Genomic DNA, 23446 nt, shown 5'->3' with positions numbered 1-23446 from the left:
CGCCATGGATACCTCCTCTCCCGCCGCGCCGGAACGCGCACATCTTCGCCTCGGGTTCGTCGCGCTGAGCGACGCGGCGCCGCTGATCGTCGCGCAGCGCCTGAATCTCGGCGCGCGGCACGGCCTCACGCTCGAGCTCAGCCGCCAGCCGTCGTGGGCCGCCGTGCGCGACAAGCTGCTGAGCGGCGAGCTCGACGCCGCGCATGCGCTGTACGGGCTCGTGTGCGGGCTGCAGCTCGGAATCGGCGGCCCGCAGGCCGACATGGCCGCGCTGATGGTGCTGAACCGCAACGGCCAGGCGATCTCGCTGTCGCGCGGCCTCGCCGACGCCTATCGCGGCAGCGGCAGCGTGCGCGATGCGTTCGCGACACTTCGCCGCAAGCCGCTGCTCGCGCAGACGTTCCCCACCGGCACGCATGCGATGTGGCTGAACCATTGGCTCGAGTCACACGGCGTCGATCCGCTGCGCGACGTGCGCAGCGTCGTGATCCCGCCGCCCGAGATGGTGGCCGCGCTCGCCGGCGGCGAACTCGACGGCTTCTGCGCCGGCGAGCCGTGGCATGCGGTGGCCGAAGCGTGCGGCGCGGGGCGGACCGTCGCCGTCACGAGCGAGATCTGGCCCGATCATCCGGAAAAAGTGCTCGCGACGCGGCGCGATTTCGTCGCGCTGTATCCGGCCACCGCGCGCGCGCTGATCCGCACGCTCGTCGATGCGTGCGCATGGCTCGACAGCGCCGCGCACCGGCGCGACGCGGCCGACTGGCTCGCGTCGCCCGACGCGCTCGGCGTGCCGGCCCGGCTGATCGCGCCGCGCCTGCTCGGCGACTACGGATCGGGGCCGTTCGCCGTGCCGCCGCTGCCGATCCGCTTCCACGACGGCGGCGCGGTGAACCGCCCCAATCCGTGCGAATGCCAGTGGTTCCTGTCCCAGTACCGGCGCTGGGGCATGCTTGACGGCTCGCACGACGACGCGGAAATCGCCGGCGCGATCGCGCAAACCGCGTTGTATGATGCTGCCGTCGCCGAAAGCGGCGCACCGGGCCCGTCGCGGGCGTGACACGCGCCGCGTGATGCAGGCGACGCGCGCTCCCGCGCCACGCCTGTCCGGGCCGCCTGCCGGCGCCCGTGCCCGGCAGGCTCGCCGGCCGACGCCGCATGACCACTCCGTCCCCGATCCGATTCGATGCCGAAACCCGCGCGCGCGCCGCTCGACGTGCTGCTCACCGAAATCCGCGCGTGCCGTGCCTGCGAAGCCGACCTGCCGCTCGGCCCGCGCCCTGTCGTGCGTGCCCATCGCGACGCGCGCATCCTGATCGTCGGGCAGGCGCCGGGCGCACGCGTCCATGCGAGCGGCATCCCGTGGGACGACGCGAGCGGCAAGCGCCTGCGCGGCTGGCTCGACGTCGACGCCGACACCTTCTACGACGAGACGCGCTTCGCGATCGTGCCGACGGGCTTCTGCTACCCGGGCCGAGGCGCCGGCGGCGACAACCCGCCGCGCCCCGAGTGCGCGCCGCTGTGGATCGACCGGTTGCTCGCCGAGTTGCCGTCGATCCGGCTCACGCTGCTGATCGGCCAGTACGCGCAGCGGCATTTCCTGCGCGACGCGCGCCAGGCCACGCTGACCGACACCGTGCGCGCGTGGCGCGACCACGGCCCCGACGTGCTGCCGCTGCCGCATCCGTCTCCGCGCAACCAGGCGTGGTTCAAGCACCACCCGTGGTTCGACGCCGAGGTCGTGCCGGAACTGCGGCGCAGGGTCGCGCCGCTGGTCGCGCGGTAAACGCAATCGCCGCCGCGTCGCGCCGCGTTGCGACACCCCACGTTATCCATATCGAATCCAGCATGAACGACACCCCTACCGATCTCGACTTTGCCTGCAACGGCTGCGGCGGATGCTGCCGCGACCTGCGCATTCCGCTGACGATCGACGAGGCCGCCGCATGGCTGCGGCGCGGCGGCCACGTGGAGCTGCTGTGCGACGCGATGCCGTGGCTCGTCGAGCCCGAGCCCCACGACGCATTCGCCGCGTACAAGCGCGTGCGCTCGAGCGCCGCGCTCAGCGGCTCGCTGCCCGTGCGCATCACGGTCATGCTCACCGCGACCCATGCCGGGCCGTGCCCGAACCTGCGCGACGACCTGCGGTGCGCGATCTACGACGAGCGCCCGCTCGTGTGCCGGATCTATCCGGCCGAAGTGAATCCGTTCGTGCCGCTGGTGCCGGACGGCAAGCAATGCACGCCCGACGCGTGGCAGCAGACGCCGTTCGTGCGAGGCGGCACGATCGTCGACGCGGCCACGCGCGACGACATCGCGCGTTCGCGGGCGGCGAGCGAAGCCGAAACGCCGCTGCGGGCGCGGTTGTGTACGGTGCTGGGGATCGACACGGCGGCCGTGGCCAACGAAGGGTTCGTGATCCATGCCCCGCCTGCCGGCGAGCTGCTCGCCGCGTTGACCGATCTGCACGCGGCGGCGAAAGCCAACGACACCGTCGCACCGGCAACCTGGACGCTACTGACGAACCGTACTGCGACGGCCGAAGCGCTCGCATCCGTCGGTGCGTCCAGCCGGCTTGCGGCAAGCGAACCCGGTCCGCGCACCCACTACCTCGGCTTTCATCCCGGCGGGTAATCGCAGCGGCGACGGCAGTGTCATGGGGCCGTTTCCGCGTGGGGCCGTTTCCGCGCGGCACGGCCCCGAGTCTGCGTCGCATCCCGGAACATCACGATGTCATCCCGCCGCATCGCGTCCGGCGCAATCGGTTTCTACGATTTTTCCCATTTCCGCCATCATCGCTCAATAGAAAATCCATCAAATCTCGACGTTATCGAAATAAACCCGGCATTTAAATCGAGATAATCTCACCTCAATATTCATTCTCATTCATTGTGCTAGCCTCATTACTCTCATTGAATAAAGAGCATGAGCTCGAGGAGTGCAATGATGCGTTTCGATAACAAGGTTGCGATCGTCACCGGTGGTGCAAGCGGTATTGGTGAAGCGACGGTGCGCGTGTTTGCGCGCGAAGGCGCCAGTGTCGTGATTGCCGACCTGACGGACCGGGGCGAGCGGCTCGCCGGCGAGATCGTCGAAAATGGCGGAAAGGCGACGTATATTCGTACGGACGTAACGGATAGCGAAGCCGTTCAGAAACTGATAGCTGAAACCGTCCGAATTTACGGGCGCGTCGACATCATGTTCGCCAATGCCGGCATCGCAGTCGACGATTGCATCGAACATCTCGACGAATCCGCATGGAAAAAGACGATCGATATCAACCTGACCGGCGTTTATCTTTGCGATAAATATGCGATTCAGCAAATGCGCAAGCAAGGCGGCGGTGTCGTCGTCAATTGCGGCTCGATCCACAGTCACGTCGGGAAATCGGGCGTGACCGCCTATGCCGCCGCGAAAGGCGGCGTGAAGCTCCTCACGCAGACGCTCGCGATCGACTATGGTCAGCACGACATTCGCGTGAATGCCGTGTGTCCCGGGTATATCGACACGCCGCTGCTGAAAGACGCGCCGGCCGCGCAAAAACAGGCGCTGATCGCGTTGCATCCGATGGGGCGTCTCGGCAAAGCGGACGAAGTGGCGAGCGCCGTGCTGTTTCTCGCCAGCGACGACGCGTCGTTCGTCAATGGATCGTCGTTGATGGTCGACGGCGGCTATACGGCTCAGTAACGGGCCCGGTACCGGGCTCAGTCACCGGCTCCGTCACCGCTTCACGCTCCGCCGGCCGGCGTCGCACCTGTCGACGCCGCCGTTCGGCGCGTGGCCCCGCCATTCGACGCTGGGGCCATTGCCGGCCAAGGGGCACGATCCCGCCGCCGCCGCGGCCGCGGATTCTCCGTGCTGCCCGGCGCAGGCCGGTTTCGCTGTACCATCGCGGCTCAACCGCGTCACGACCAGCAGAATCCTTCATGCCCTCCACCGCCCCGCCGCGCCTGTACGGGATGCCCGAACGCAGCGACCGGCTCGACTTCTACATCCGCGACCAGGCGTCGCGCCAGGCGATCACCGAGCCGCACCGGCACGCGTATTTCCAGATCCAGTTCAATCTCGGCGGCGACACCGAGCAACGGATCGGCGGCGTCACACGGCCGTTTCCGCGCGGCGCGCTCGCGTTCGTGCTGCCGCACCGCGAGCACCTGATCCCGCATCCGGAAGGCGCGCACTTCATCGTGATCAACTTCAGCCAGGCGTTCCTGCGCGCCGATCTCGACGTCGATCCGCTCGACCTCGAGGACGTGCCCGCGCACCGCTTTCCCGAGCTGACGCCGTTCCGCTTCCAGGAACACCTCGACTTCATCCTGACCGGCGACGCCTACGACGAAGCGCGCCGCCTCGCGCTGTGCATGCTCGACACCGATCGCGTGCGCACGTTCGGCTCGACCACGCTGCTGCGCGGCTACCTGCTGCAACTGATCGGGCTCGTCTGCACGCAGTACGCGGGCGCGCTCGACAAGCTCGCGCAGCGCGGCGCCCAGCGCGCGGGCCGGCGCGACGCGCTCGCGCGCGTGCTGCGCCACGTGCGCGCCAACCTGACCCGCGAGGACCTGACGCTCGCCGCGACCGCCGAGGCCGCGTTCCTGTCGCCCAACTACCTCGCGCACCTGGTCCGCAAGGAAACCGGCAGCACGTTCACCGATCTCGTGACCGAACGCCGGATCGCGCTCGCGCAGTCGCTGCTGGCCCACACGAGCCGGCGCATCGCGGACATCGCACGCTCGGTCGGCTTCCGCGACGAAGGGTATTTCGCGCGGCGCTTCCGCGCGCGGGTCGGCATGTCGCCGAAGGCGTATCGCGACGCGAACGCGGCGCTGCCGGACGGCGACGACACGGCCGCTACCGCCGACGCGTAGTTTTGTCCCGGTAAAACGCAGTTGCGTCGCATCCGGCCGCGCGGGCGTCGGGTATCGTTGCACGCATGCCGGCCCGTGCGCTGCATGGGCGCGGCAATCGTCCTTTCACCGAACGAGGCCATCCGATGTCCGCTTATGTCATCGACGCTGCCGAGCGTCCTTCCGTCGAAGTCGACCAGTCGTCCGCGCGCTTTCCGCTGCACCGCGTCTTCTGCGTCGGCCGCAACTACGCCGACCACGCGCGCGAAATGGGCGCCGATCCCGACCGCGAACCGCCGTTCTTCTTCATGAAGCCGGCCGACGCGATCGTCCCGGCCCGCGGGACCGTCCCCTATCCGCCGCTGACGAACGATCTCCACCATGAAATCGAGCTGGTCGTCGCGATCGGCAAGGACGGCCGGTCGATCGATCCGGCCGACGCGCTGTCGCACGTGTGGGGCTACGGCGTCGGCGTCGACCTCACGCGCCGCGACCTGCAGGCCGAAGCGAAGAAACTGAGCCGGCCGTGGGACTGGGCGAAAGGCTTCGACGCATCGGGCCCCGTGACCGCGCTGCGCCCGGCCGCGGCCACCGGTCACCCGGCAACGGGCCGCATCTGGCTCGCGGTCAACGGCGAGCCGCGCCAGCAAGGCGACCTGGCCGACATGATCTGGGCCGTGCCCGACGTGATCGCGTCCGTGTCGCGCTCGGTCGAGCTGAAGGCCGGCGACCTGATCTTCACCGGCACGCCGGCGGGTGTCGGCGCGCTGCAACCGGGCGACCGCGTGACGGGCGGCGTCGACGGTGTCGCAACGTTCGAATTCGTCGTGGGCGCGACGCCGTAACGCGGCCTGCACGGCGGCCCCCCGTTCCGGGGCGCCGTGCGCCGTCGCGATGCCGGTCAGTCGTAGCGGCGCAGGAATGCGTCGGCGACGGCCGGCGGATTCAGCGCTTTCGCCGATTCGTTTTCCAGCGCGTCGGCCGCGTCGTCGTCGCTGATCGACACGAACAGCGTGATTGCCGCCCGGGCTTCGCCCGTGCCGAACAGGCCGTCGCGATCGAGCAGCCGCAATGCCTCGATCATGTCGGCGTGCAATTGCCGCGAAAATTCCGCGAATCTCGACTGCACGAACTGCGGGCTCAGTACCTCGTCGGCCAGCTTTCCGCAGAGCGCATTGAACGGTGAAGCCTCCGCCGCCGCGTACGCCCATTCGGCAAAACCCCACGTGCACCACGGCGCCGGATCGTCGTCCGCGATCGCCTGTTGCGTGCGCATCCGGCGCAGCCCTTCGACCGAATTGGCCGCCGGCACCACCGTCATCGCACCGCTGTCGGTGTAAAGCGCGAACGCGTAGAAATGCTCGTCCGGATGCAACGCCCGCAGCGCCCTGAATGTCGCTCTCGCGGCGTCGGCAATCTCCCGCTGGAAATCAGAAAAGTCGCTCATCACATCCTCGTCCAATCGCCCTTCGCGCGCCGGGAATGCCTTGCGCACGCAGGGATCGTCGTCTGCCGGTATTCAATCGATTGTCCGCCAATCGTCCCCGCCACGGTAGCGGGCCCGTACCCGTACCCGCCGCCACGCGCCCGCGCTCACCGCCCGGCGTCCCGCGCGTCTAACGTCCGCACGCAGACGGCCGCCGCCAACGCAATCGCGGCCGATCCCAGCATCATCGCCAGCGGCGCATAGCCCGCGTTGCCGGCCGTCAGCACCGCGCCGGTCAGCGACGAAAGCGCGGCGCCCCCGGCGATCGTCATCGCGCCGGCCAGCCCCGACGCGCTGCCGGCCAGTTCCGGGCGCACCGACACCGCGCCGGCATGCGCGGCGGGATTGCTCAGCCCGTTGCCGATGCCGACCAGCACGCACGGCCCGAACCACGCGATCGCGTGCGTCGCGCCGCCGAACAACAGCGCGAGGCCGGTCGACGGACCCGCGCACGCGACGACACGCCCGCACAGGATCGTCGTCGCCGGCGCGTAGCGGCGCGCGTAACGCGCGCTCAGGAAGCTGCCGCACACGAAGCCGGCTGTGATGGTGCCCATGTAGAAACCGATTTCCGCCGGCGCGATGCCGAACACCGTTTGCGCGGCGAGCGGCGCGCCGGCCAGGAACGCATAGAACGAGCCGGTGGAAAACGCCATGCAGAGAGCATAGGCCCAGAAGCGGCGCGCACGCAGCAGCGCCGGATACGCGCGAAGCTGCTGCCCGACGCTCGACGACCGGTTCGCATGGGTTTCGACGAGATCGAACGCACACCAGACGAACAGCGCGATGCCCGTCATGCCGAGCAGCCAGAAGATCGCCCGCCAGCCCGTCGTCTGGTCGAGCGCGCCGCCGAGCGTCGGACCGAGCATCGGCGCGAATGCGGCGGCGGTCGCCGCATAGCCGATCCGGCTCGCCGCGCGCGCACCGCCGCCGGTATCCCGGATCGTCGCCATCGACACCGGATAGACCGACGTGATCGCCGCCTGCATCAGCCGGCAGGCGAGAAACACGCGAACGTCGGTCGCCATCGCGCAGCCGAGCGAGCCGAGCGCGAACACGCCGACGCTCGCCAGCACGACCGGCCGCCGCCCGAACCGGTCCGACAGCGGCCCCGTCACGAATTCGAGCGACGCGGCCATCGCCGCATAGCCGCCGAGCGACAGCGCGACGAGCGCATAGTCGGCGCGCAGGTCGCGCGCGATCGCCGGCAGCGACGGCAGGAACAGGCTCAGCGGCAGCACCGAGCACGCGCACAGCAGGATCAGCGTCGCGAATCGCGGCGACGCCCGTTCGGACACGATCGGCAGGTTCGATGGCAAGCGGATGGCCTCCGCGCACGTGCCGCGCGGCCGTGCGCAATGCAAAAAAAAGCCCCCGATCGAGTCGGGGGCGCATGGGTGCCGGCGTAGTGTCGCTACCGGACCCTGCGCCTCGGGAATACTACGATGAAGTGAGCTGCGTGCATGCCGGATGGCTCCTGATTGCCGGGTTGACTGCGTGCCGTGCTGAACGATACCGGACGATGGTAGGCGGACGATACCGGCCGCGTCAACGCCCTGGGGGGCCGTTCACGCCAATTGCGGGCATGCGAACGAGCGTTGCCGGCTGTCCCACAAGGGGACTTCCTTCGGGCGCGAGCAAGAAGCAAGGAGCGCCGTTCGGCCGAGCCAAACAAGCGACGCGCGACGCAGTAATGCGGCCCGCAACGCACGTTAGCGTGAGCAGACCCTAGCGCGCCCGCACCGACACGAACTTGCGCGCGTTGTTGCGCTGGATCAGCACGGCGATCACGCTGCCGCCGTTCGCTTCGAGCGACGGTACGTCGTCCGGCGTTTCGAGCAGCGTGTCGTTCAGTTCCAGTACGACGTCGCCCGGCAGGATGCCCGCGTTGGCCGCCGGGCCGTGTACCGCGTCCACCATCATCCCGACCGCAAGCCCCGTCGAACGGCGTTCGTCGTCGCTCAACGCGTGCATCGTCAGCCCGAGGCGGTCGCCGCCATCGCTCGCCGCGCCGCCCGGCCGGGGTCGCGCGGCCGCCTTCGGCGCGGCCGTGCCGGCGGCCGGGCCCGCGTTGCCGGCGGCTTCGTCGGCGCCCGTGACGGTCAGCATCACCGGCGCGCGGTTGCGGATCAGCCGCAGCGGCGTCTTCTGGCCGGACGGCAGCGCGGCGGCCGCATCGTTCAGCTCGGCCGAGCGGCCGATCGTCCTGTCGCCGAGCTTCACGATCACGTCGCCGGGCCTCACGCCGGCCGCGGCGGCCGGCGAGCCGGGGGCGACACCGTTGACGAGCGCGCCCGCCGGACGCGGCAATCCGAACGCCGCGGCCAGCCCGATGCCGACGTCCTGCACGTCGACGCCGATCGCATTGCCCGACGACGAAGCGTCCGGCGCCTGCGGTTCCTGCTGCGCCTGCATCTGCTTCTGCAGTTGCGCACGCACCTTTGCGGCAAACGCGATCGGGATCGCGAACGTCATGCTCGCGTAGCGGTCGGTACCCGTATAGACCTGCACCGCGATGCCGATCACGTCGCCCGCTCGATTGAATACGGGGCCGCCCGAGTTGTCGGGGTTCGGCGCGATGTCGGTTTCGAAGAACGGGAACGCGCTGCCGTCCGGCAGCCGGTGCGACGTCGCGCTGACGATGCCGGCCGTGACCGTGTTGCCCGAACCGTCCGGCGCGCCGATCGTCATCACCGGTTCGCCCGCGCGGACTTTCGACGAATCGCCGACGCGCACGAACGGCAGCTTCGTCGCATTGACCCGCAACACGGCCACGTCGCTTTGCGAATCGACGGCCAGCACGGTCGCCTTGAATTCGCGGCGGTCGGTGAGCCGCACGGTCACGTCGCTCGCATCGGCGACCACGTGCGCGGAGGTGAGGATCAGCCCGTCGGCGCTGACGATGAAACCCGAGCCGCTGCCCGATACCGCGCGCGGCGACGTGTCGGGCGCCGGTGCCTGCGGCTGCGCCTGCTGGCCCTGCGCGGGCGGCGGTGCGTCGCGCCGGAAGAACGCGGCGAGCGGATCGTCGGGATCGAGAATCGCGAAGGACGGGCCGCCGGCCTGCTGCTCGGGTGCGGCGGTCATGATGGTCACGACCGCCGGGCCGTAGCGGTCGACGATCGCCGGAAAGTCGACCGGCACCGCATACGGCGCGGCAGCCGTCCGCTGCTTGATCGCATGCGGCGCGACGGGCGGCGAGAGGTTTCCGGCAAGGGCGGCCGGCGCGGGCAGCAAACTGCCGGCAAACACGCCCCCGATCAACGCGGTGCGAAGCACGGCGCGAGCAAGCGTCTGGCGAACCACGGTGCACCTCCCCCGGGAGTCGCAACGCCGACATGCGCGAGACGCGCAGGCGCCCGACAAGCACCGGTACACGCATCCATTTATAGTCCACGCGGCCTGTTCGAACATACGAATCGAAACCCGAATGCCGGGCGGCACGGCAGACGCGGAGCCGCGACGGCGTTCGTTTCGAACAAAGTGAGCGGTTCGTCAATCCGCACATCCACCACGCAGCGACACGCACGCAGGCGGCGCATCGTTGGCGCCGTCGTTGCGGCCGGTCACCGCGCGTCAGCCTGCCGTGCGTCGTCGACAGGCCGCATGCACGCGCCCGCTCGTCCTTTATCGGCCGGCGTGCGTGCGCACGACCGAGCCGGCCCCGGTCAGTGGCACGAGAGGATCGCCACCCCACCCACCCCTCGCGTAGTCGGCAACGCAACCGAGTAACCGACGGCCACCAGCGGCTGGGCCGCGTCATGCCCGACGACGATCGACTGAATCGTCGCGGGTCCGGAGGTGTTCAGCACGCCGTTCAACGGCACTTGCGTGTACGTCAGCGGGTATTGGGCGGAGTTCAGCTTGATCGACAGGTTCAGTGCGGTGAGCATGCGCGTGGCCGGGTCCAGCGTGGCCGAACCCGAAACGAGCGTGCCGTCCGTATCGCCAATGTTGCTCGCCACCGTGTCGGCAATCACCTGGGTACACGCAAGCACACCGCCGGTGGCGGGCAACGACAGCGGCGTACCGACCGCGTAGTGAACGCCTTGCGTATCGGTATAGGTATTGCCGTCGGTATCCATCGCACGATTCCAGCGGCCGATCGCGACGTCGGTGCCGACGCTCTGGATGTCGGTGACGGCACCGTGGTCGAGCCCAAGACAGTCGGTGGCCGCCGCCGACGATGCAAGCGTCGTAAACGCCCCGCTCGGCTGCTGAACCAGGCTCGCCGCGGGCACATTGGCGGCCGTCATGTTGCGGTTCTTCGCGTATTCGCTCGGCAGATTCGGCACCACGAGCACCGCCAGCTGGCCGTTGTTCGCGGCGACGGGCGGCGCCGAGCCCGAATAGCTGAAGCTGCCGTTCGGGCGACAGGCCGTCTGGACCGACGGCTGTGTCGACGACCCGGGCGGCGGCGCGGCAGGCGACGTGGCCGTCGGCGTCCCGGCCGTATCGGTGTTCGATGCATTGCTTCCCGTCTTGGCCGCGCCGTCATCGCCGCCGCCGCACGCCGTCAACAGCAACGCCGTGCTTGCCACACTCGCCAACCAGACCTGCATTCCCCGCATGACTTGCTCCTGTTCTCTCGTTTTGAAAAATGACTGCGCGACGACGGCATTCGGTGAATGCACGCGAGCGCTTGCCGCCGCAACATTCAACGCAACGCGTTGCTGCCCGACGTATCTGCTTGCGCCATCCTTAGCGCATCGAGCGCCTTGACCAGAAGACACGCACCGATCACGCCGGCCGCGAGCGCGCCGAACCACCACGCGGTCGGCCAGATGGTCAAAAGGCTTTCCCTGGAAAAATCGAACGGCGTGTTCAGCGCGACGATCACGACAGCGGTGTTGTAGCAGGCGTGGATCAGGATGCCCGGCAGCAGCGAGCGCGTGGCCGCATACAGTTTCCCGATCAACAATCCGAGCCCGAATGCCAGAACGAACTGATACACGTTCAGGTGGGCGAGACCGAACACCGCGGCCGAATGCGCGATGGCCGTGCCCTCCGGATACTGTCGCAAGAAGCTGCGCAGCATCACGCCGCGAAACAGCATTTCTTCGACTACCGGTGCAATCACGCAGATCAATACGATCAGACCGAGGCCGCCGTTCGTATAAGCATCGCGGGCGTCATATCCGCTTCCGCCCCATGGAAACAATTGCCCGACGCCGACTTCAATCACGCTGATCGCCACCATCAGACCCGGCGTCATCAGCAGGACGGGGAAGAAAAATCGCGCGAGTGTCGAGCGCCAGGAATCGACGCTGTCGTGCAGCAGGCTGCGGTAGGTCAATTTGCCGTGGTGAAGCAGCACGGTAAATACGAGCCCGTTCGCGAGAACGCGGCCGATGCTGGCAATCGCCATCGGTTGAAGCCCGGCGCTTCGGCCGACCGACCAGATGATCGAGTTCATCAGATACTCGACCATGATCAGCACGACGACGATAAAAAATGCTTCCAGCAAATTCGGGAAGCAATAGCGATTTGAATCGGATTTCATCGGGATTGTGATGGTTTTGCGAACGGCTTCCGTGATGATCACGGTCTCGGTTGTCCGCCATCGATCGTCGTGACGACCGGTTTTTATGATTTCTCCGCGCACATTGCCCGCCTGGCCCCGTCCCCTACCGCTCTCCGGCATCCATCCAGTACGGAAACCGTCGATCACGGAATATAAAACCGGGCCGTCGCGAACGACGGCTCAATACTCTTCAATCAGTAACCGTTTGTTACAGCGAATTGATCGTCGCTCATCCCGTTGGTACTGGCAAGCACCATTGACGATTCTTGACGATCAAATCGTTACACGATTCAGCACCAGGAGCGAAGACGGAAACCGACGAATATCATTCCGATTGTTAAAAATTGAATATTCAAACGATTATCTCGATATATTGCCGAGACTAAGCGGCGCGTCGCGCGTCAATGCCCGCCCACCTGCTGCGCGATCGTCGACAGCATCCGCAGCATCGGTTCGAACGCGTCGGCCGACGTATTGCCGAAACCGAGCACGAGCCCGTTGCCCGCCGAAGCCGCATCGATCGAAAACCCCGACAGCGGGAACGGACCGATGCCGTGCGCACGCGCCGCGTCGACGATCGCGCGATCGCGGTAGCGCGCCGGCAACCGCAGCGCGAGATGCAGCCCGCACGGCCCGCCCTCGATCCGGTGCGGCACGCTCAGGTTGCCGTCGAGCGCGGCGAGCAGCAAGCGCCGCCGGTCGCGATACAGCCGGCGCATTCGCCCGAGATGGCGGCCGTATTCGCCCGTCTCGATGAAATCGGCCAGCGCGAGCTGCACGTGGCGAGTGCCGCCGCGCAGCATCTCCGGCAGCACCGGCCGCACCGCGGCCAGCAGCGCGTCGGGCAGCACGAGAAAGCCGATCCGCAGCGCAGGAAACATCGTCTTGCTGAACGAGCCGAGGTAGACGACCGGCGAATCGGGCGCGAGCCCGTGCATCGCGCCGATCGGTTCACCGGTGTGACGGAATTCGCTGTCGTAGTCGTCCTCGATGATCCACGCGCGATGCCGGCGCGCGGCATCGATCAGCGCGAGCCGGCGCGAGATCGACAGCACGGCGCCTGTCGGAAACTGGTTCGACGGGGTCGTATAGACGAGCCGCGGCGTGCGCTCGCGCCAGTCGTCCTCTTCCGCACGCAGCCCTTCCGCGTCGACCGGCATCGGCACGACGTCGAGGTCGGCCGCCTGCATCGCGGTGCGCGCGCCCCGATAGCCGGGCTCCTCCACCCACACCGTATCGCCCGGGTTCGTCAGCAACTGCGCGCACAGCGCAATCGCGCCCTGCGCGCCTTCCGTGATCACGATCTGCTCGGGATCGCAGCGCACGCCGCGCGTCACGGCCAGGTGGCGTGCAATCGATTCGCGCAATCCGGGCTCGCCGAGCGGATCGCCATAGCCGAGCAGGTCGCGGCCGGCGCGGCGCAGCGCGCGGTCGATCGCGTGGCGCCACGCGTCCGCCGGGAAATGCGTCAGCGCGGGCACGCCCGGCCGGAAGCCCTCCGATTCGCCGGTGCCGATGCGGCTCGGACGAATCCGGCCGAGCCGCTGCGCGACGGCCGGCGGGGCGACACGCCGGCGCGGCGGCGCCGGGCGCGACAACCCGACGACCCGCGTGCCGCGCCGGTCGGACTGCAGGAAGCCTTCGGCGACGAGCTGCTCGTAGACGGCGGCCGTCGTGTTGCGCGACACGCCGAGCGTCTCGGCCAGTGCGCGCGTGCCGGGCAGCCGCGTGCCGGCCGGCATCGCGCCGCCGAGAATTGCATCGCGCACGCGGCGCAGCAGCTGGCGCTGCAGCGAAGGCGCGCCCGGCGTGCGCGCCAGCGGCGCATCGAGCGGCAGCAACGGCGCGTCGCCGGGAGGAAAGGCAGTCGTCATCGGAACATCGCAGCTTGAAAGTGTCGGAAGGTGGCGGACGGCCAGTCGCGGACGGCTAGTTGCACACGGCCAGTCGCGCACGGCTGGTTTCGGCCAGCCGATCACGCACCGCCCGTGGCACCATAAATTTGCCGTTCTCTGGCGCTTCTCATGGTACCTCGCCGAGACTACGATCGTCTGCATGCCGGCATGTCGCCGGCCGCCAACCGAAGCGAGATCGACCTTGTCCACGCTCACCAACGAATTCCAGCAACCCATCGGCCATCCCGTTCCCGACTGGTCCGCGCGCCCGCGCCCGGAGCGCATCGTGCTCGAAGGCCGCTACTGCCGGCTCGAGCCGCTCGACGCCGAGCGCCACGCGGCCGACCTGTACGCCGCCTACGCCCAGGCGCCGGACGGCAGCGACTGGACCTATCTCGCGCACGGCCCGTACAGCGACGAAGCGAGCTACCGCGACTACGCGCGCACCGCGCAGGCGAGCGCCGATCCGCTGCACTACACGGTGATCGACCGCGCCACGGGCCGCGCGGTCGGCACGCTCGCGCTGATGCGCATCGATCCGGCCAACGGCGTGATCGAGGTCGGCTCCGTCACGTTCTCGCCGCTGCTCAAGCGCACGCCCGTTTCGTCCGAAGCGCAGTTCCTGCTGATGAAGTATGCGTTCGACACGCTCGGCTACCGCCGCTACGAATGGAAGTGCGACGACCTGAACCTCCCGTCGCGCAAGGCCGCCGCGCGGCTCGGCTTCCGCTACGAAGGCACGTTCCGGCAGGCGATCATCTATCGCGGCCGCAATCGCGATACCGCATGGTTCTCGATCATCGACGGCGAATGGCCGGATGTCCGCGCCGCGTTCGACGCGTGGCTCGCACCGGAGAACTTCGACGCGCAAGGGGCGCAGCGCCGGTCGCTCACCGCGATCCGCCACGCACAGGCAAGCGCACGCGACGCGGGCAGCCGTGCGAACGACGCGACGCGCGTCACGGTGCGCCCGCTCGTCGCCGCCGACGAAGCCGCGTGGCGCCCGCTGTGGCAGGGTTATCAGAAGTTCTACGACACCGCGCTGAGCGACGCGGTGTTCGCAACGACGTGGGCGCGCCTGATGGACCCGGCCGAGCCGATGTTCGTGCTCGGCGCATTCGACGCATCGGGCGCGCTGGTCGGGATCGTGCATTCGATCTACCACCGCTCGTGCTGGACCGAAGGGCCGTACTGCTACCTGCAGGACCTCTACACGGCACCCGACGCACGCGGACAAGGCGCGGGCCGCGCGCTGATCGAGGCCGTGTACGACCATGCGCGCGAAGCCGGCGCGAGCCGCGTGTACTGGCTCACGCACGAAACCAACACGGCCGCGCGCGCGCTGTACGACAAGCTCGCGACCAACGCCGGGTTCATCCAGTACCGGCACGACGTGAAGCCCTGACGCGGCGCAGCTGCCGGCCCGCGTTCAGCCGGGAACGTCGGCCGGCGTGCGCGCGTCGTCTTCCGGCACGACGTCGCCCACCGCGCCGGTCGCACCCGGCACCGACGCCGGGCGGATCATCTCGTCGCCGTTGGCCGGCACGGGCCGCCGCACCGGCCGGAACACCGGCTCGCCCGGCTCGATCGGCTGCCCCGAGATCGCGCAGCGGCCCGGCTGCAGCGCGACGCGCAAGCGCCAGCGCTGTTCGCCGTAATGGCAACGTCCGCTCTCGACCCAACGCACCAGCAACGCATCGTCGCCGGCTTCCAGCACCGTGACGAACAGTTGCGGGCGCAACGGCGAGACGGCCGCTATCGCGTGCCCGGCAACCGGCCTCCGGCCGATCGTCATGCGCGGATGCGCGACGCCGCCATGCGGCGGCTTCACGTCGGGTTCGCGCCATGCCGGCGCATCGCACGACGGTTCGTCGTCGCAAATCAGGCTTTCCAGGGTGTTGAGCATGCTTGACGGATTTCCGTGCAGGTTGAACGGCGCCGCGCTCAGCGCCGGCCCATCGGTTCGCGCAGCAGCGACAGACCGATCGCCGCGCCGGTGACGGCCGCGGCGAGCATCAGCCCGATGCCGCCCGACCAGCCGAACGCGCCGACGATCGCGCCGATCGCCAGCGGCCCGATCACCTGCCCGAGATAGTTGCCCTGCACGACCCAGCCGATGCTGAGCGGCGCCAGCGACGGCGTCGGCGCCGAGCCCGGCGCGCACGCCAGGATCGTCGCCGGCAGCATCCCGGCGACCGTCGAGAACGCAAAGCCGAGCGCCACCGCGAGCGGCGCCGGCGTGGCCGCGCTGAAGAGCCCTGCGCCGGCCGCGCCGATCGCGACCGACGTCGCGGCCATCACGCGCCCCGGCCGCGCGCCGCGCGACAGCAGCCAGCCGGCCGTCAGGTTGCCGATCACGCACGCGGCCACGATCGCCGCGCTGATCAGCCCCGCCGCGCCGACCGCGACGCCGAGGCGCTGCATCAGGAACACCGGCAGGAACGTCATCACCGCGAAGAACTGCACGTTGTAGGTCGCGAAACCCAGCGCGAGCAGCGTGGTCGCGCGCGATGCGAGCACGTCGCGCAGCGCGGGCCCGATGCGCGGCGCGGCTGCCTGCCGCGACGGCGCATCGGCGGACGTCGTCACGGGCACCGCTGCCGCAGCGACGAGCGTCAGCGCCGCGGCGGCGAGCCAGCCGTTGCGCCAGCCGCCGAGCAGCGGCCCGACCAGCATCGACAGCGCCATGCCGGCCGGCATGAACGTGCTCCACAGTCCGAACGCGACGCTGCGCCGCTCGGGCGGCGTCACGCGATTCAGCACGGCCGGCGCGGCAACCACCACGATCACGAAACCGAGCCCCTCGGCGAAGCGCGTGGCCAGCAGCAGGGCGAAGCTGCCGGTCCACGCGCCGGCGACGCTCGACAGCCCGAGGATGACGAGGCCCGCGATCAGCAGCCGCCGGTCGCCCCAGCGCCGCACGAGCAGCCCGGCCGCGATGCCGCCGAACACGCCGACGAACGGAAACACCGACATGATCGCGCTCAGCGATGCGAGCGAGCCGCCGAACTCGTGCCTGAGCGACGGCAACGCGATCGTCGCCTTGCCGACGTGCAACGCCGCCGTGATGCTTGCCAACACGACGTTCGCGACGGCGGCCCGGTCGCTGCGCGACGGCAGCGTGGCGGCCTCGGCCGCGACAGGCGATTCGGTCATCTCCCCCTCCGTTGAACCGGCCGCGCGCAACGGGATGCGTCACGCGGCCGCGATCGGACTGGCGCACATGATACAAATTGAAGTTCACTTCAAGTAAAGGGGTAATGTGCGCAACGATCCGTTCCGTCGATCGCGGCAATGGGCCGCCATGCAGCGTGCGGCGTCCTGATCTAAGCTGTCGGCTTCGCCCCGACGACGTTGCATCCGCCCGCATGCCGACCGCCTCCCCCGCCCCCGACGCCCTGCCGCCGCTCGACGCGGCCTGGTCGACCTTCCCACGCCGCAAGGCCGCCGTGCGCACCTTCGTCGCCGGATACTGCGCCGCCCGCGACCGGCGCGATGCACCGCTGCACGACAGCCCGGATGGCCACGTCGTGCAATTCGACGCCGGCATGGGGCGGCCTTTCGAGCACTTCGTGATCGAGGGCGCGCCCGCGCATGGCGACGGCCCGTTCGCCGTCGGCGCGTGGATCACGCGCTACGGCGCCGCACCGCTGCCGCCTGCGCTGCACGGCAGGACCCGCCGCTTGTCGGACGAGCATTTCATGGCCGCCGATATCGGCATGCTGTCCGGCGACGATGCCCTCGCCCGCGCGCTCGCCTGCCACACGCCCGCCGACGTCGATACGTTCAATGCGGATGCGTCGTTCCCGCCGTTCCGGCCGAATCCTGCCGCGTTCCTGTTCGCGCACCGGCTGAACGGGCAGATCGCCGCCGCCGCGCGTTACGGCTTTGCGTCGGCGCGCGATATCGTCGTCGACCGGGTCGGAACGTCGGACGCGTACCGCCGCAGCGGCCTTGCACGGCAACTGCTCGCCGCGATCGTCGCGCACGCCCGGCAACGCGGCGCGCAGCGGGTGTGGCTCGTGTCGACCGAGGCCGGCCTGCCGCTGTACCGTGCCGCCGGATTCACGCTGCTCGCACCGGTCGCGGTCGACGAAGTCGTCGCGTGAACACGCGCGGCGAACCGTACCGGCCAAAGCCGCGCGTCTCACGATTCGTCTCATTGCGCTGAGACGAACGTCCCGGCGTCTCACCCGGCGCGCCGCCCGGCTGCCGCAGCAAACTTCGCACCCCGCTCCCGTCCGCACGTTTCCCGTCAACGAACAGCGAAGTGATGCGTCGCATCATTCACCGCTCGCCGGACTGCCGCCCGGCCCACGCCGGGGAGCTGGCCCCGTTCGTGCATATGGGTCGATCGCGCAATCGCGCGACGGGCGCACCGGCAGCGATGCCTCGCGCCCGACGACAACCTGACGGAGACAGCAACGTGAGTACACCGGCATCGACCCCCGCCCCCAGCATGAAAGCCGCCGTCTGGCACGGCCGCCACGACATCCGCGTCGAACAGGTTCCCGTTCCCGAGCGCCCGCCGGCAGGCTGGGTCACGATTCGCGTGCACTGGTGCGGGATCTGCGGCTCCGACCTGCACGAATACGTCGCGGGCCCCGTCTTCATCCCGGTCGACGCGCCGCATCCGCTGACGGGCCTGAAAGGTCAATGCATCCTCGGCCACGAATTCAGCGGCGAAATTGCCGAACTCGGTGCCGGCGTGACGGGCTTCGCGGTCGGCGAGCGCGTGACCGCCGACGCATGCCAGCATTGCGGCACGTGCTGGTATTGCAGGCACGGGCTGTACAACATCTGCGAGAACCTCGCGTTCACCGGACTGATGAACAACGGCGCATTCGCCGAATACGTGAACGTGCCGGCCGAGCTGCTGTACAAGCTGCCCGACGATTTCCCGACCGAGGCCGGCGCGCTGATCGAGCCGCTCGCGGTCGGGCTGCATGCGGTCAAGAAGGCCGGCAACATCGTCGGGCAGACCGTCGTCGTGGTCGGCGCGGGCACGATCGGCCTGTGCACGATCATGTGCGCGAAGGCCGCGGGCGCCGGCCGCGTGATCGCGCTGGAAATGTCGGCCGCGCGCAAGCAGAAGGCGCTGGAAGTCGGCGCGAGCGTCGTCATCGATCCGAAGACCTGCGACGCGATCGCGGAAGTCAGGGCACTGACCGGCGGCTACGGCGCCGACGTGTCGTTCGAGTGCATCGGGCACACGGCCACCGCGAAGCTCGCGATCGACGTGATCCGCAAGGCCGGCAAGTCGGTGATGGTCGGCATCTTCGAGGAGCCCGCGCCGTTCAACTTCTTCGACATCGTGTCGACCGAAAAGGAAGTGATCGGCTCGCTCGCGTACAACGGCGAATTCGCGGACGTGATCCGCTTCATCGCCGACGGCCGCATCGACGTGCAGCCGCTCATCACCGGGCGCATCGCACTCGGCGACATCGTCTCGCACGGCTTCGAGGAACTGGTCAACCACAAGGACCGGAACGTGAAGATCATCGTTCAGCCTGCCACCGCCTGACCGCGCGCGCGGCCGCGGCAGCAATTAACGCCGCGGCACGCCGGCCGCCGAGTCGACCCAAAGCGCCGCCTGTATACGGGCGGCGCGCCTGCCTGCCCTTACCCTCCAGCACCCTCCCCGCTGCCGTCGTTCGATGCAAGTTCGATGCCGCGCGACGTCGCGGACGCGATTCGGACACGACGACCGAAAACATTCGCAATCCGAATCATCCTTCGTAACGCATCGCAGATCCGTCCTATCCGCGATCAGGGTTTCTCCGGATCGATCGCGATGCGTGCACTGTCGACATTGCTCCGATGCAAGGTGATCCTGTGCAACGCGCGCCCACCTCCGGCCGTGATCGCCGCCCCGCCAAGGCGCCCCGCCATGGCCTCACGGAATCTGACAACGTCACGACGCCGACAGGCCGAGAATACGGGCCCACCGGGATAGCTTGCAAACATGGTATGTCATGAATCGTTCATTCTCGTTTCGCCTGGACCCCGCCTGCAACGTTCGATCGCTGACGATCCAGCAGAAGACGCATATCGGCTTCGCACTCGTCACGACGCTGCTGGCGTTGCTGTGCGGCACGATCATCTGGGGGAGCGTCCGGCAATACCGGCACGAGGACGCCGACCTGCAGCGCTTCGACTTCGTCCGCTGCGCGATCAGCGCCGCCAACGTGATCTCGGCCGAACGCGGCCCGACGAACGACCTGCTGGTCCGGTCGCAGGACGACGGCGCGACCGAGGCCCGCACGCTGTCCGCCGCGCGCGCGCGTTCCGACCGGGCGCTCGCACGGTTTCGCGCCGGCATCGCGCAGACGAGCGTGCTCGACGATCGCGAACGCAGCAACCTGCTGCATGCACTCGACGCGATCCGGATCGCGCTCGCCGCTGCGCGCGCGGAAGTCGATGCGCTCGATGCGCGGCCGCTCGCATCACGCACCGTGCACGATATCCAGCACGCGCAGGCGCGCCTGTTCCGGATCGTCGACACGCTGTCGCCGTTGATCGACGGCGCCATCTCCGATACCGCGACGGACGACCCACGCACGTCGGGTGCGATCCTGCTCGCGCGGCTCCTCGGCGATCTGCGCGAATACGCGGGCCGCACGGGTTCGCTGCTCATCGCGCCGATGTTCGCGCGCCAGCCGCTCGAGCGCACGCAGTTCGCGGACATCATGCGCATGCGCGGGCGCATCGAGCAATTGCGCGCGCTGATCGACGGCGCGATCGGCACGCGGCTCGACGATCCCGACGTGGCGCGCGACTATGCGCAGTTGAATACCGCATTCGACGCGCACATCCTGCCGCTCGTCGACGCGACCGTCGCCGACGGCCGCAACGGCACCTATGCGATGAGCGCGGCCGGGCTGTCCCGCGCGATCGTGCCGTATTTCCGGCCGAGCGAGCGGCTGCGCGACCGCGTGATCGCCGTTGCCCGGCACCGGGCGACCGCCGAGCGCGATGCCGCCCGGATCATGGTCGGCGTGTCGGCGTTCGCGACGGCACTGTGCATCGCGATCCTGGTTTCGCTCGCGCGCGGCCTGCAGCGGCTGCTGTCGAAGCCGCTCGACATGCTGGGCCGCCGGATCGTCGCGCTCAGCGACGGCGATACGTCGCACGTCGCGATGCCGCGCGGCATCGGCCCCGAGATCACGCGAATCCACGACGCGCTGGAAACGTTGCGCCACGCGACCGTGCGCCGCGACATGCTCGAGCGCCAGCGCAACGACATGCTGACGCTGTTTTCGCACGACATGCGCGCCCCGCTGACCTCGCTGATCATCCTGATCGACACGCAGGCGCGGCGGGCGGCCGATGCACCGGTGAAGCAGCAGTTCGCGAGAATCGGCAAGCTCGCACGGCACACGCTGGCGATGGCCGACGGCTTCGCGCAGCTCTCGCGGGCCGAGGCCGGCGAATACGAGCGCGTGCCGGTGAACCTCGCCGACCGGATGAACGAGGCGCGCGATGCGGTGTGGCCGCTCGCGCACCGGAAATCCATGTCGATCGACGACGTGCCGCGGCGCGACGACACGATCGTGCTGGGCGATCCGGCGTTGCTGTCGAGGGCGCTGATCAACCTGCTGGACAACGCGATCAAGTACAGCGCACCGCTGACGAGCGTCGAATGCCGGGTCGAGCCGGACGCCGGCGGCAAGACCGTGCGCTGCACGATCCGCGACAGCGGGTGCGGAATCGACAGCGCGGACCAGACGCGACTGTTCGAGCGCTACCGGCGCTTTCGCACCGTCGGCCAGCCGGAAACCAGCGGCGTCGGGCTCGGCATGGCGTTCGTCAAGACCGTCGTCGAGCGGCACGAAGGCCAGATTCACGTGCACAGCGTCGTGCTGCAGGGCACCACGGTTACGATCACGCTGCCAGCTGCCGCGGCCCCGTGACGACGGCAACGACGCTGCCTGCCATAAGCGGCCAATACCCGACGGCCGATGCGGTGCCGCAGCAGCGCCCGCCCGATTCTTCGATATACTGGACCGAACCCTTTTCGGGGCAACCGGGGGCCAACCGCGCCCCTTGCCCGTTCGCCCCCACCTGCGTGGAATTGCGTACCGTGAAACCGCGAGCCGGACTGATACTCGAACTCTTCGTCAACCTGGTGCTGCCCTGGGTCGCCTACCGGGCCGTACAGCCCCATTTCGGCGAAACCGGCGCGCTGTACGCGTCGGCGGTCCCGCCGATCATCTGGTCGATCGTCGAATTCATCCGCTCGCGCCGCGTCGATGCGGTGGCGGCCATCGTGCTGCTCGGCATCGCGCTGTCGATCGTCGGGATGGCGCTCGGCGGCAGCCCGCGCACGCTGCTGATGCGCGAATCGCTCGCGTCGGGCACGATCGGCGTCGTGTTCCTGCTGTCGCTGTTCCGCGAACGCCCGCTGATCTTCTACCTCGCCCGCGCTACCGTGGCCCGCGAGATGGACGGCGGCGCCGCGCACTTCGAAGCGGTCTGGAACGCGCAGCCGGGGCTGCGGCGGATGCTGCGGCGGATGACCTTCGTCTGGGGCGCGTTCATGACGCTGGAAATGCTGGTGCGCTGCTGGATGGTCGTGACCTGGCCGGTCGAACGCGTGCTGGTCGTGTCGCCGGTCATGGGCTATACCGTGTTCGGCTGCCTGCTGCTGTGGACGTTCTGGTACCGGCGGCGGATGCGCGAGCGCAACAGCGTCCACATTCCGGGGCGCGACGGCGTCACCGAAACGGCCGGCCGCTGACCGCATCGGGCCGGTATCGCAGGACGCTCCTGTATGATGCGCGGCGTCTCGTCCGACGAATGCCGCCCCTGTCATGTCCCTTTCGCTCCTCCCATCCGCCACGATCTGGCTCGCGCTGTTCGCGGCCGCCGCGTTCGCGTGGCATCGCCCGCAGCACGGCCTGAGCGTCGGCCTCGCCGCACTCGGCTATGCGTGCGCACTGGCGTTCGGCAAGCTCGCGCCGTTCGCGCTGGCGCCGCTCGGGTTGCTGGCCGCGGCTGCGTGGGGCGTGATGCCCGAGCGAGCGCGCGCGGTGCGCATCGCCGCGCACGTCGTCTTTGCCGCGCTCGCGATCGCGCTCAGCCTGCATCTGATTCCCGGCTTCCACAATCCGCGCGTGATCGGGCCGACGCGCTTCACGCCGGATGCCGTGCCGTTCACGATGTACCTGAATCTGGACAAGCCGCTCGTCGGCCTGTGGCTGGTGTGGGTGCTGCCGTGGGTCGCCCCCGACGTCCCGCTGTCACGCGCGCTGCGCACCGGCGCCGTGGCCGCGGTCGCCACGGCGGCCGCGTGCCTGGCCGGCGCGCTCGCGTTCGGGATGGTCGGCTGGGCGCCCAAGTGGCCGCCGTCGGGCTGGCTGTGGCTCGTGAACAACCTGCTGCTCGTGACGTTCGCCGAGGAAGCGCTGTTCCGCGGCTATGTGCAGGGCGGGCTGACGCGCATGCTGCGCGCGTTCGCGTGGGGGCCGTGGGTCGCGCTCGCGATCGGCGCGCTGCTGTTCGGCGCCGCGCATGCGGCCGCCGGCTGGCAATGGATCGTGCTCGGCACGGTGGCCGGTGTCGGCTACGGCCTCGCGTGGCGGCGCGGCGGCCTGCTCGCATCCGCGCTTGCGCACGCGGGGCTGAACGTCGTTCACTTCGGGCTGTTCACCTACCCGATGCTCGCCGCCGCGCGCTGACGGCCGCGCGGCGCGCC

General features: G+C 69.2%; 20 protein-coding genes. 12 read left to right on the top strand and 8 right to left on the bottom strand.

Annotated elements, in window-relative coordinates:
- The first annotated feature begins 4 nt into the window (after positions 1-4).
- The 6 genes from HWX08_RS03200 (at position 5) to HWX08_RS03175 (ending at position 5689) form a co-directional block, all read left to right on the top strand.
- Entirely contained in the window at positions 5-1057 is a 1053-nt protein-coding gene (locus tag HWX08_RS03200; RefSeq protein ID WP_069260123.1) for a CmpA/NrtA family ABC transporter substrate-binding protein, read from the top strand.
- Positions 1058-1183: 126 nt separating this feature from the next.
- The gene (locus HWX08_RS03195; RefSeq protein WP_174923214.1) at positions 1184-1783 is read left to right on the top strand and encodes a uracil-DNA glycosylase family protein; all 600 of its coding nucleotides are present in this window, start codon (positions 1184-1186) and stop codon (positions 1781-1783) included.
- Positions 1784-1845: 62 nt separating this feature from the next.
- A complete protein-coding gene (locus HWX08_RS03190) occupies positions 1846-2631 on the top strand; it encodes a YkgJ family cysteine cluster protein (protein WP_174923216.1) in 786 nt (261 codons plus the stop codon).
- A gap of 309 nt (positions 2632-2940) precedes the next feature.
- Positions 2941-3684, top strand: a complete 744-nt coding sequence (locus HWX08_RS03185; protein WP_208454943.1) for an SDR family NAD(P)-dependent oxidoreductase — start codon at positions 2941-2943, stop codon at positions 3682-3684.
- Positions 3685-3923: 239 nt separating this feature from the next.
- Complete coding sequence (locus HWX08_RS03180; RefSeq protein WP_174923218.1) at positions 3924-4865, top strand: helix-turn-helix transcriptional regulator; 942 nt, start codon at positions 3924-3926, stop codon at positions 4863-4865.
- A 125-nt stretch (positions 4866-4990) separates the two neighbouring features.
- Entirely contained in the window at positions 4991-5689 is a 699-nt protein-coding gene (locus tag HWX08_RS03175; RefSeq protein WP_174923219.1) for a fumarylacetoacetate hydrolase family protein, read from the top strand.
- 56 nt (positions 5690-5745) lie between these two features.
- Here the strand turns inward: HWX08_RS03175 and HWX08_RS03170 are convergent, their stop codons facing one another.
- The 6 genes from HWX08_RS03170 to pdxR form a co-directional block, all read right to left on the bottom strand.
- Positions 5746-6291 carry a DUF4303 domain-containing protein gene (locus HWX08_RS03170; protein ID WP_174923221.1) on the bottom strand — a complete coding sequence of 182 codons (546 nt, stop codon included), beginning with the start codon at positions 6289-6291 and terminating at the stop codon, positions 5746-5748.
- A gap of 146 nt (positions 6292-6437) precedes the next feature.
- Entirely contained in the window at positions 6438-7649 is a 1212-nt protein-coding gene (locus HWX08_RS03165) for an MFS transporter (protein WP_174923223.1), read from the bottom strand.
- Between the two features lie 409 nt (positions 7650-8058).
- Positions 8059-9636 (bottom strand): trypsin-like peptidase domain-containing protein, encoded by a 1578-nt coding sequence (locus HWX08_RS03160; protein WP_175806976.1) that lies wholly within the window; start codon positions 9634-9636, stop codon positions 8059-8061.
- A 362-nt stretch (positions 9637-9998) separates the two neighbouring features.
- Positions 9999-10901 carry a hypothetical protein gene (locus tag HWX08_RS03155; RefSeq protein WP_174921799.1) on the bottom strand — a complete coding sequence of 301 codons (903 nt, stop codon included), beginning with the start codon at positions 10899-10901 and terminating at the stop codon, positions 9999-10001.
- Positions 10902-10987: 86 nt separating this feature from the next.
- Entirely contained in the window at positions 10988-11833 is an 846-nt protein-coding gene (locus HWX08_RS03150) for a CPBP family intramembrane glutamic endopeptidase (protein ID WP_174921798.1), read from the bottom strand.
- Between the two features lie 422 nt (positions 11834-12255).
- Positions 12256-13728: a MocR-like pyridoxine biosynthesis transcription factor PdxR gene (gene pdxR / locus HWX08_RS03145; RefSeq protein ID WP_069260131.1), complete on the bottom strand. Its 1473-nt coding sequence runs from the start codon at positions 13726-13728 to the stop codon at positions 12256-12258.
- 223 nt (positions 13729-13951) lie between these two features.
- Here pdxR and HWX08_RS03140 point away from each other — a divergent pair, with 223 nt between their 5' ends.
- Complete coding sequence (locus HWX08_RS03140; RefSeq protein ID WP_174921796.1) at positions 13952-15154, top strand: GNAT family N-acetyltransferase; 1203 nt, start codon at positions 13952-13954, stop codon at positions 15152-15154.
- Between the two features lie 24 nt (positions 15155-15178).
- Here the strand turns inward: HWX08_RS03140 and HWX08_RS03135 are convergent, their stop codons facing one another.
- Positions 15179-15655, bottom strand: a complete 477-nt coding sequence (locus HWX08_RS03135; RefSeq protein ID WP_174921795.1) for a DUF3331 domain-containing protein — start codon at positions 15653-15655, stop codon at positions 15179-15181.
- 38 nt (positions 15656-15693) lie between these two features.
- The gene (locus tag HWX08_RS03130; RefSeq protein WP_174921794.1) at positions 15694-16905 is read right to left on the bottom strand and encodes an MFS transporter; all 1212 of its coding nucleotides are present in this window, start codon (positions 16903-16905) and stop codon (positions 15694-15696) included.
- 212 nt (positions 16906-17117) lie between these two features.
- On the opposite strand from HWX08_RS03130, the gene HWX08_RS03125 reads away from it, so the two are divergent.
- From HWX08_RS03125 to HWX08_RS03105, 5 genes are all read left to right on the top strand, one after another.
- The gene (locus HWX08_RS03125) at positions 17118-17858 is read left to right on the top strand and encodes a GNAT family N-acetyltransferase (protein ID WP_174921793.1); all 741 of its coding nucleotides are present in this window, start codon (positions 17118-17120) and stop codon (positions 17856-17858) included.
- A 350-nt stretch (positions 17859-18208) separates the two neighbouring features.
- Positions 18209-19273: a 2,3-butanediol dehydrogenase gene (locus HWX08_RS03120; RefSeq protein WP_069260136.1), complete on the top strand. Its 1065-nt coding sequence runs from the start codon at positions 18209-18211 to the stop codon at positions 19271-19273.
- Positions 19274-19724: 451 nt separating this feature from the next.
- Positions 19725-21662 (top strand): sensor histidine kinase, encoded by a 1938-nt coding sequence (locus HWX08_RS03115; RefSeq protein ID WP_174921792.1) that lies wholly within the window; start codon positions 19725-19727, stop codon positions 21660-21662.
- Positions 21663-21832: 170 nt separating this feature from the next.
- Positions 21833-22489, top strand: a complete 657-nt coding sequence (locus tag HWX08_RS03110; RefSeq protein ID WP_069261165.1) for a VC0807 family protein — start codon at positions 21833-21835, stop codon at positions 22487-22489.
- A gap of 73 nt (positions 22490-22562) precedes the next feature.
- Positions 22563-23429: a CPBP family intramembrane glutamic endopeptidase gene (locus HWX08_RS03105; protein WP_069260138.1), complete on the top strand. Its 867-nt coding sequence runs from the start codon at positions 22563-22565 to the stop codon at positions 23427-23429.
- Positions 23430-23446: the final 17 nt, after the last annotated feature.

The organism is Burkholderia metallica (assembly GCF_902832845.1).
Classification (GTDB): Bacteria; Pseudomonadota; Gammaproteobacteria; order Burkholderiales; family Burkholderiaceae; genus Burkholderia; species Burkholderia metallica.
The sequence above is the reverse complement of the archived record's forward strand: the minus strand, read 5'-3'. Positions and strand labels throughout refer to the sequence as shown.

Excerpts from the sequence above, each read along its gene's own strand:
- HWX08_RS03200 (WP_069260123.1), top strand. The coding sequence starts at position 5 with ATGGATACCTCCTCTCCCGCCGCGCCGGAACGCGCACATCTTCGCCTC.
- HWX08_RS03195 (WP_174923214.1), top strand. The coding sequence starts at position 1,184 with ATGCCGAAACCCGCGCGCGCGCCGCTCGACGTGCTGCTCACCGAAATC.
- HWX08_RS03190 (WP_174923216.1), top strand. The coding sequence starts at position 1,846 with ATGAACGACACCCCTACCGATCTCGACTTTGCCTGCAACGGCTGCGGC.
- HWX08_RS03185 (WP_208454943.1), top strand. The coding sequence starts at position 2,941 with ATGATGCGTTTCGATAACAAGGTTGCGATCGTCACCGGTGGTGCAAGC.
- HWX08_RS03180 (WP_174923218.1), top strand. The coding sequence starts at position 3,924 with ATGCCCTCCACCGCCCCGCCGCGCCTGTACGGGATGCCCGAACGCAGC.
- HWX08_RS03175 (WP_174923219.1), top strand. The coding sequence starts at position 4,991 with ATGTCCGCTTATGTCATCGACGCTGCCGAGCGTCCTTCCGTCGAAGTC.
- HWX08_RS03170 (WP_174923221.1), bottom strand. The coding sequence starts at position 6,291 with ATGAGCGACTTTTCTGATTTCCAGCGGGAGATTGCCGACGCCGCGAGA.
- HWX08_RS03155 (WP_174921799.1), bottom strand. The coding sequence starts at position 10,901 with ATGCGGGGAATGCAGGTCTGGTTGGCGAGTGTGGCAAGCACGGCGTTG.
- HWX08_RS03150 (WP_174921798.1), bottom strand. The coding sequence starts at position 11,833 with ATGAAATCCGATTCAAATCGCTATTGCTTCCCGAATTTGCTGGAAGCA.
- pdxR (WP_069260131.1), bottom strand. The coding sequence starts at position 13,728 with ATGACGACTGCCTTTCCTCCCGGCGACGCGCCGTTGCTGCCGCTCGAT.
- HWX08_RS03135 (WP_174921795.1), bottom strand. The coding sequence starts at position 15,655 with ATGCTCAACACCCTGGAAAGCCTGATTTGCGACGACGAACCGTCGTGC.
- HWX08_RS03130 (WP_174921794.1), bottom strand. The coding sequence starts at position 16,905 with ATGACCGAATCGCCTGTCGCGGCCGAGGCCGCCACGCTGCCGTCGCGC.
- HWX08_RS03125 (WP_174921793.1), top strand. The coding sequence starts at position 17,118 with ATGCCGACCGCCTCCCCCGCCCCCGACGCCCTGCCGCCGCTCGACGCG.
- HWX08_RS03120 (WP_069260136.1), top strand. The coding sequence starts at position 18,209 with ATGAAAGCCGCCGTCTGGCACGGCCGCCACGACATCCGCGTCGAACAG.
- HWX08_RS03115 (WP_174921792.1), top strand. The coding sequence starts at position 19,725 with ATGAATCGTTCATTCTCGTTTCGCCTGGACCCCGCCTGCAACGTTCGA.
- HWX08_RS03105 (WP_069260138.1), top strand. The coding sequence starts at position 22,563 with ATGTCCCTTTCGCTCCTCCCATCCGCCACGATCTGGCTCGCGCTGTTC.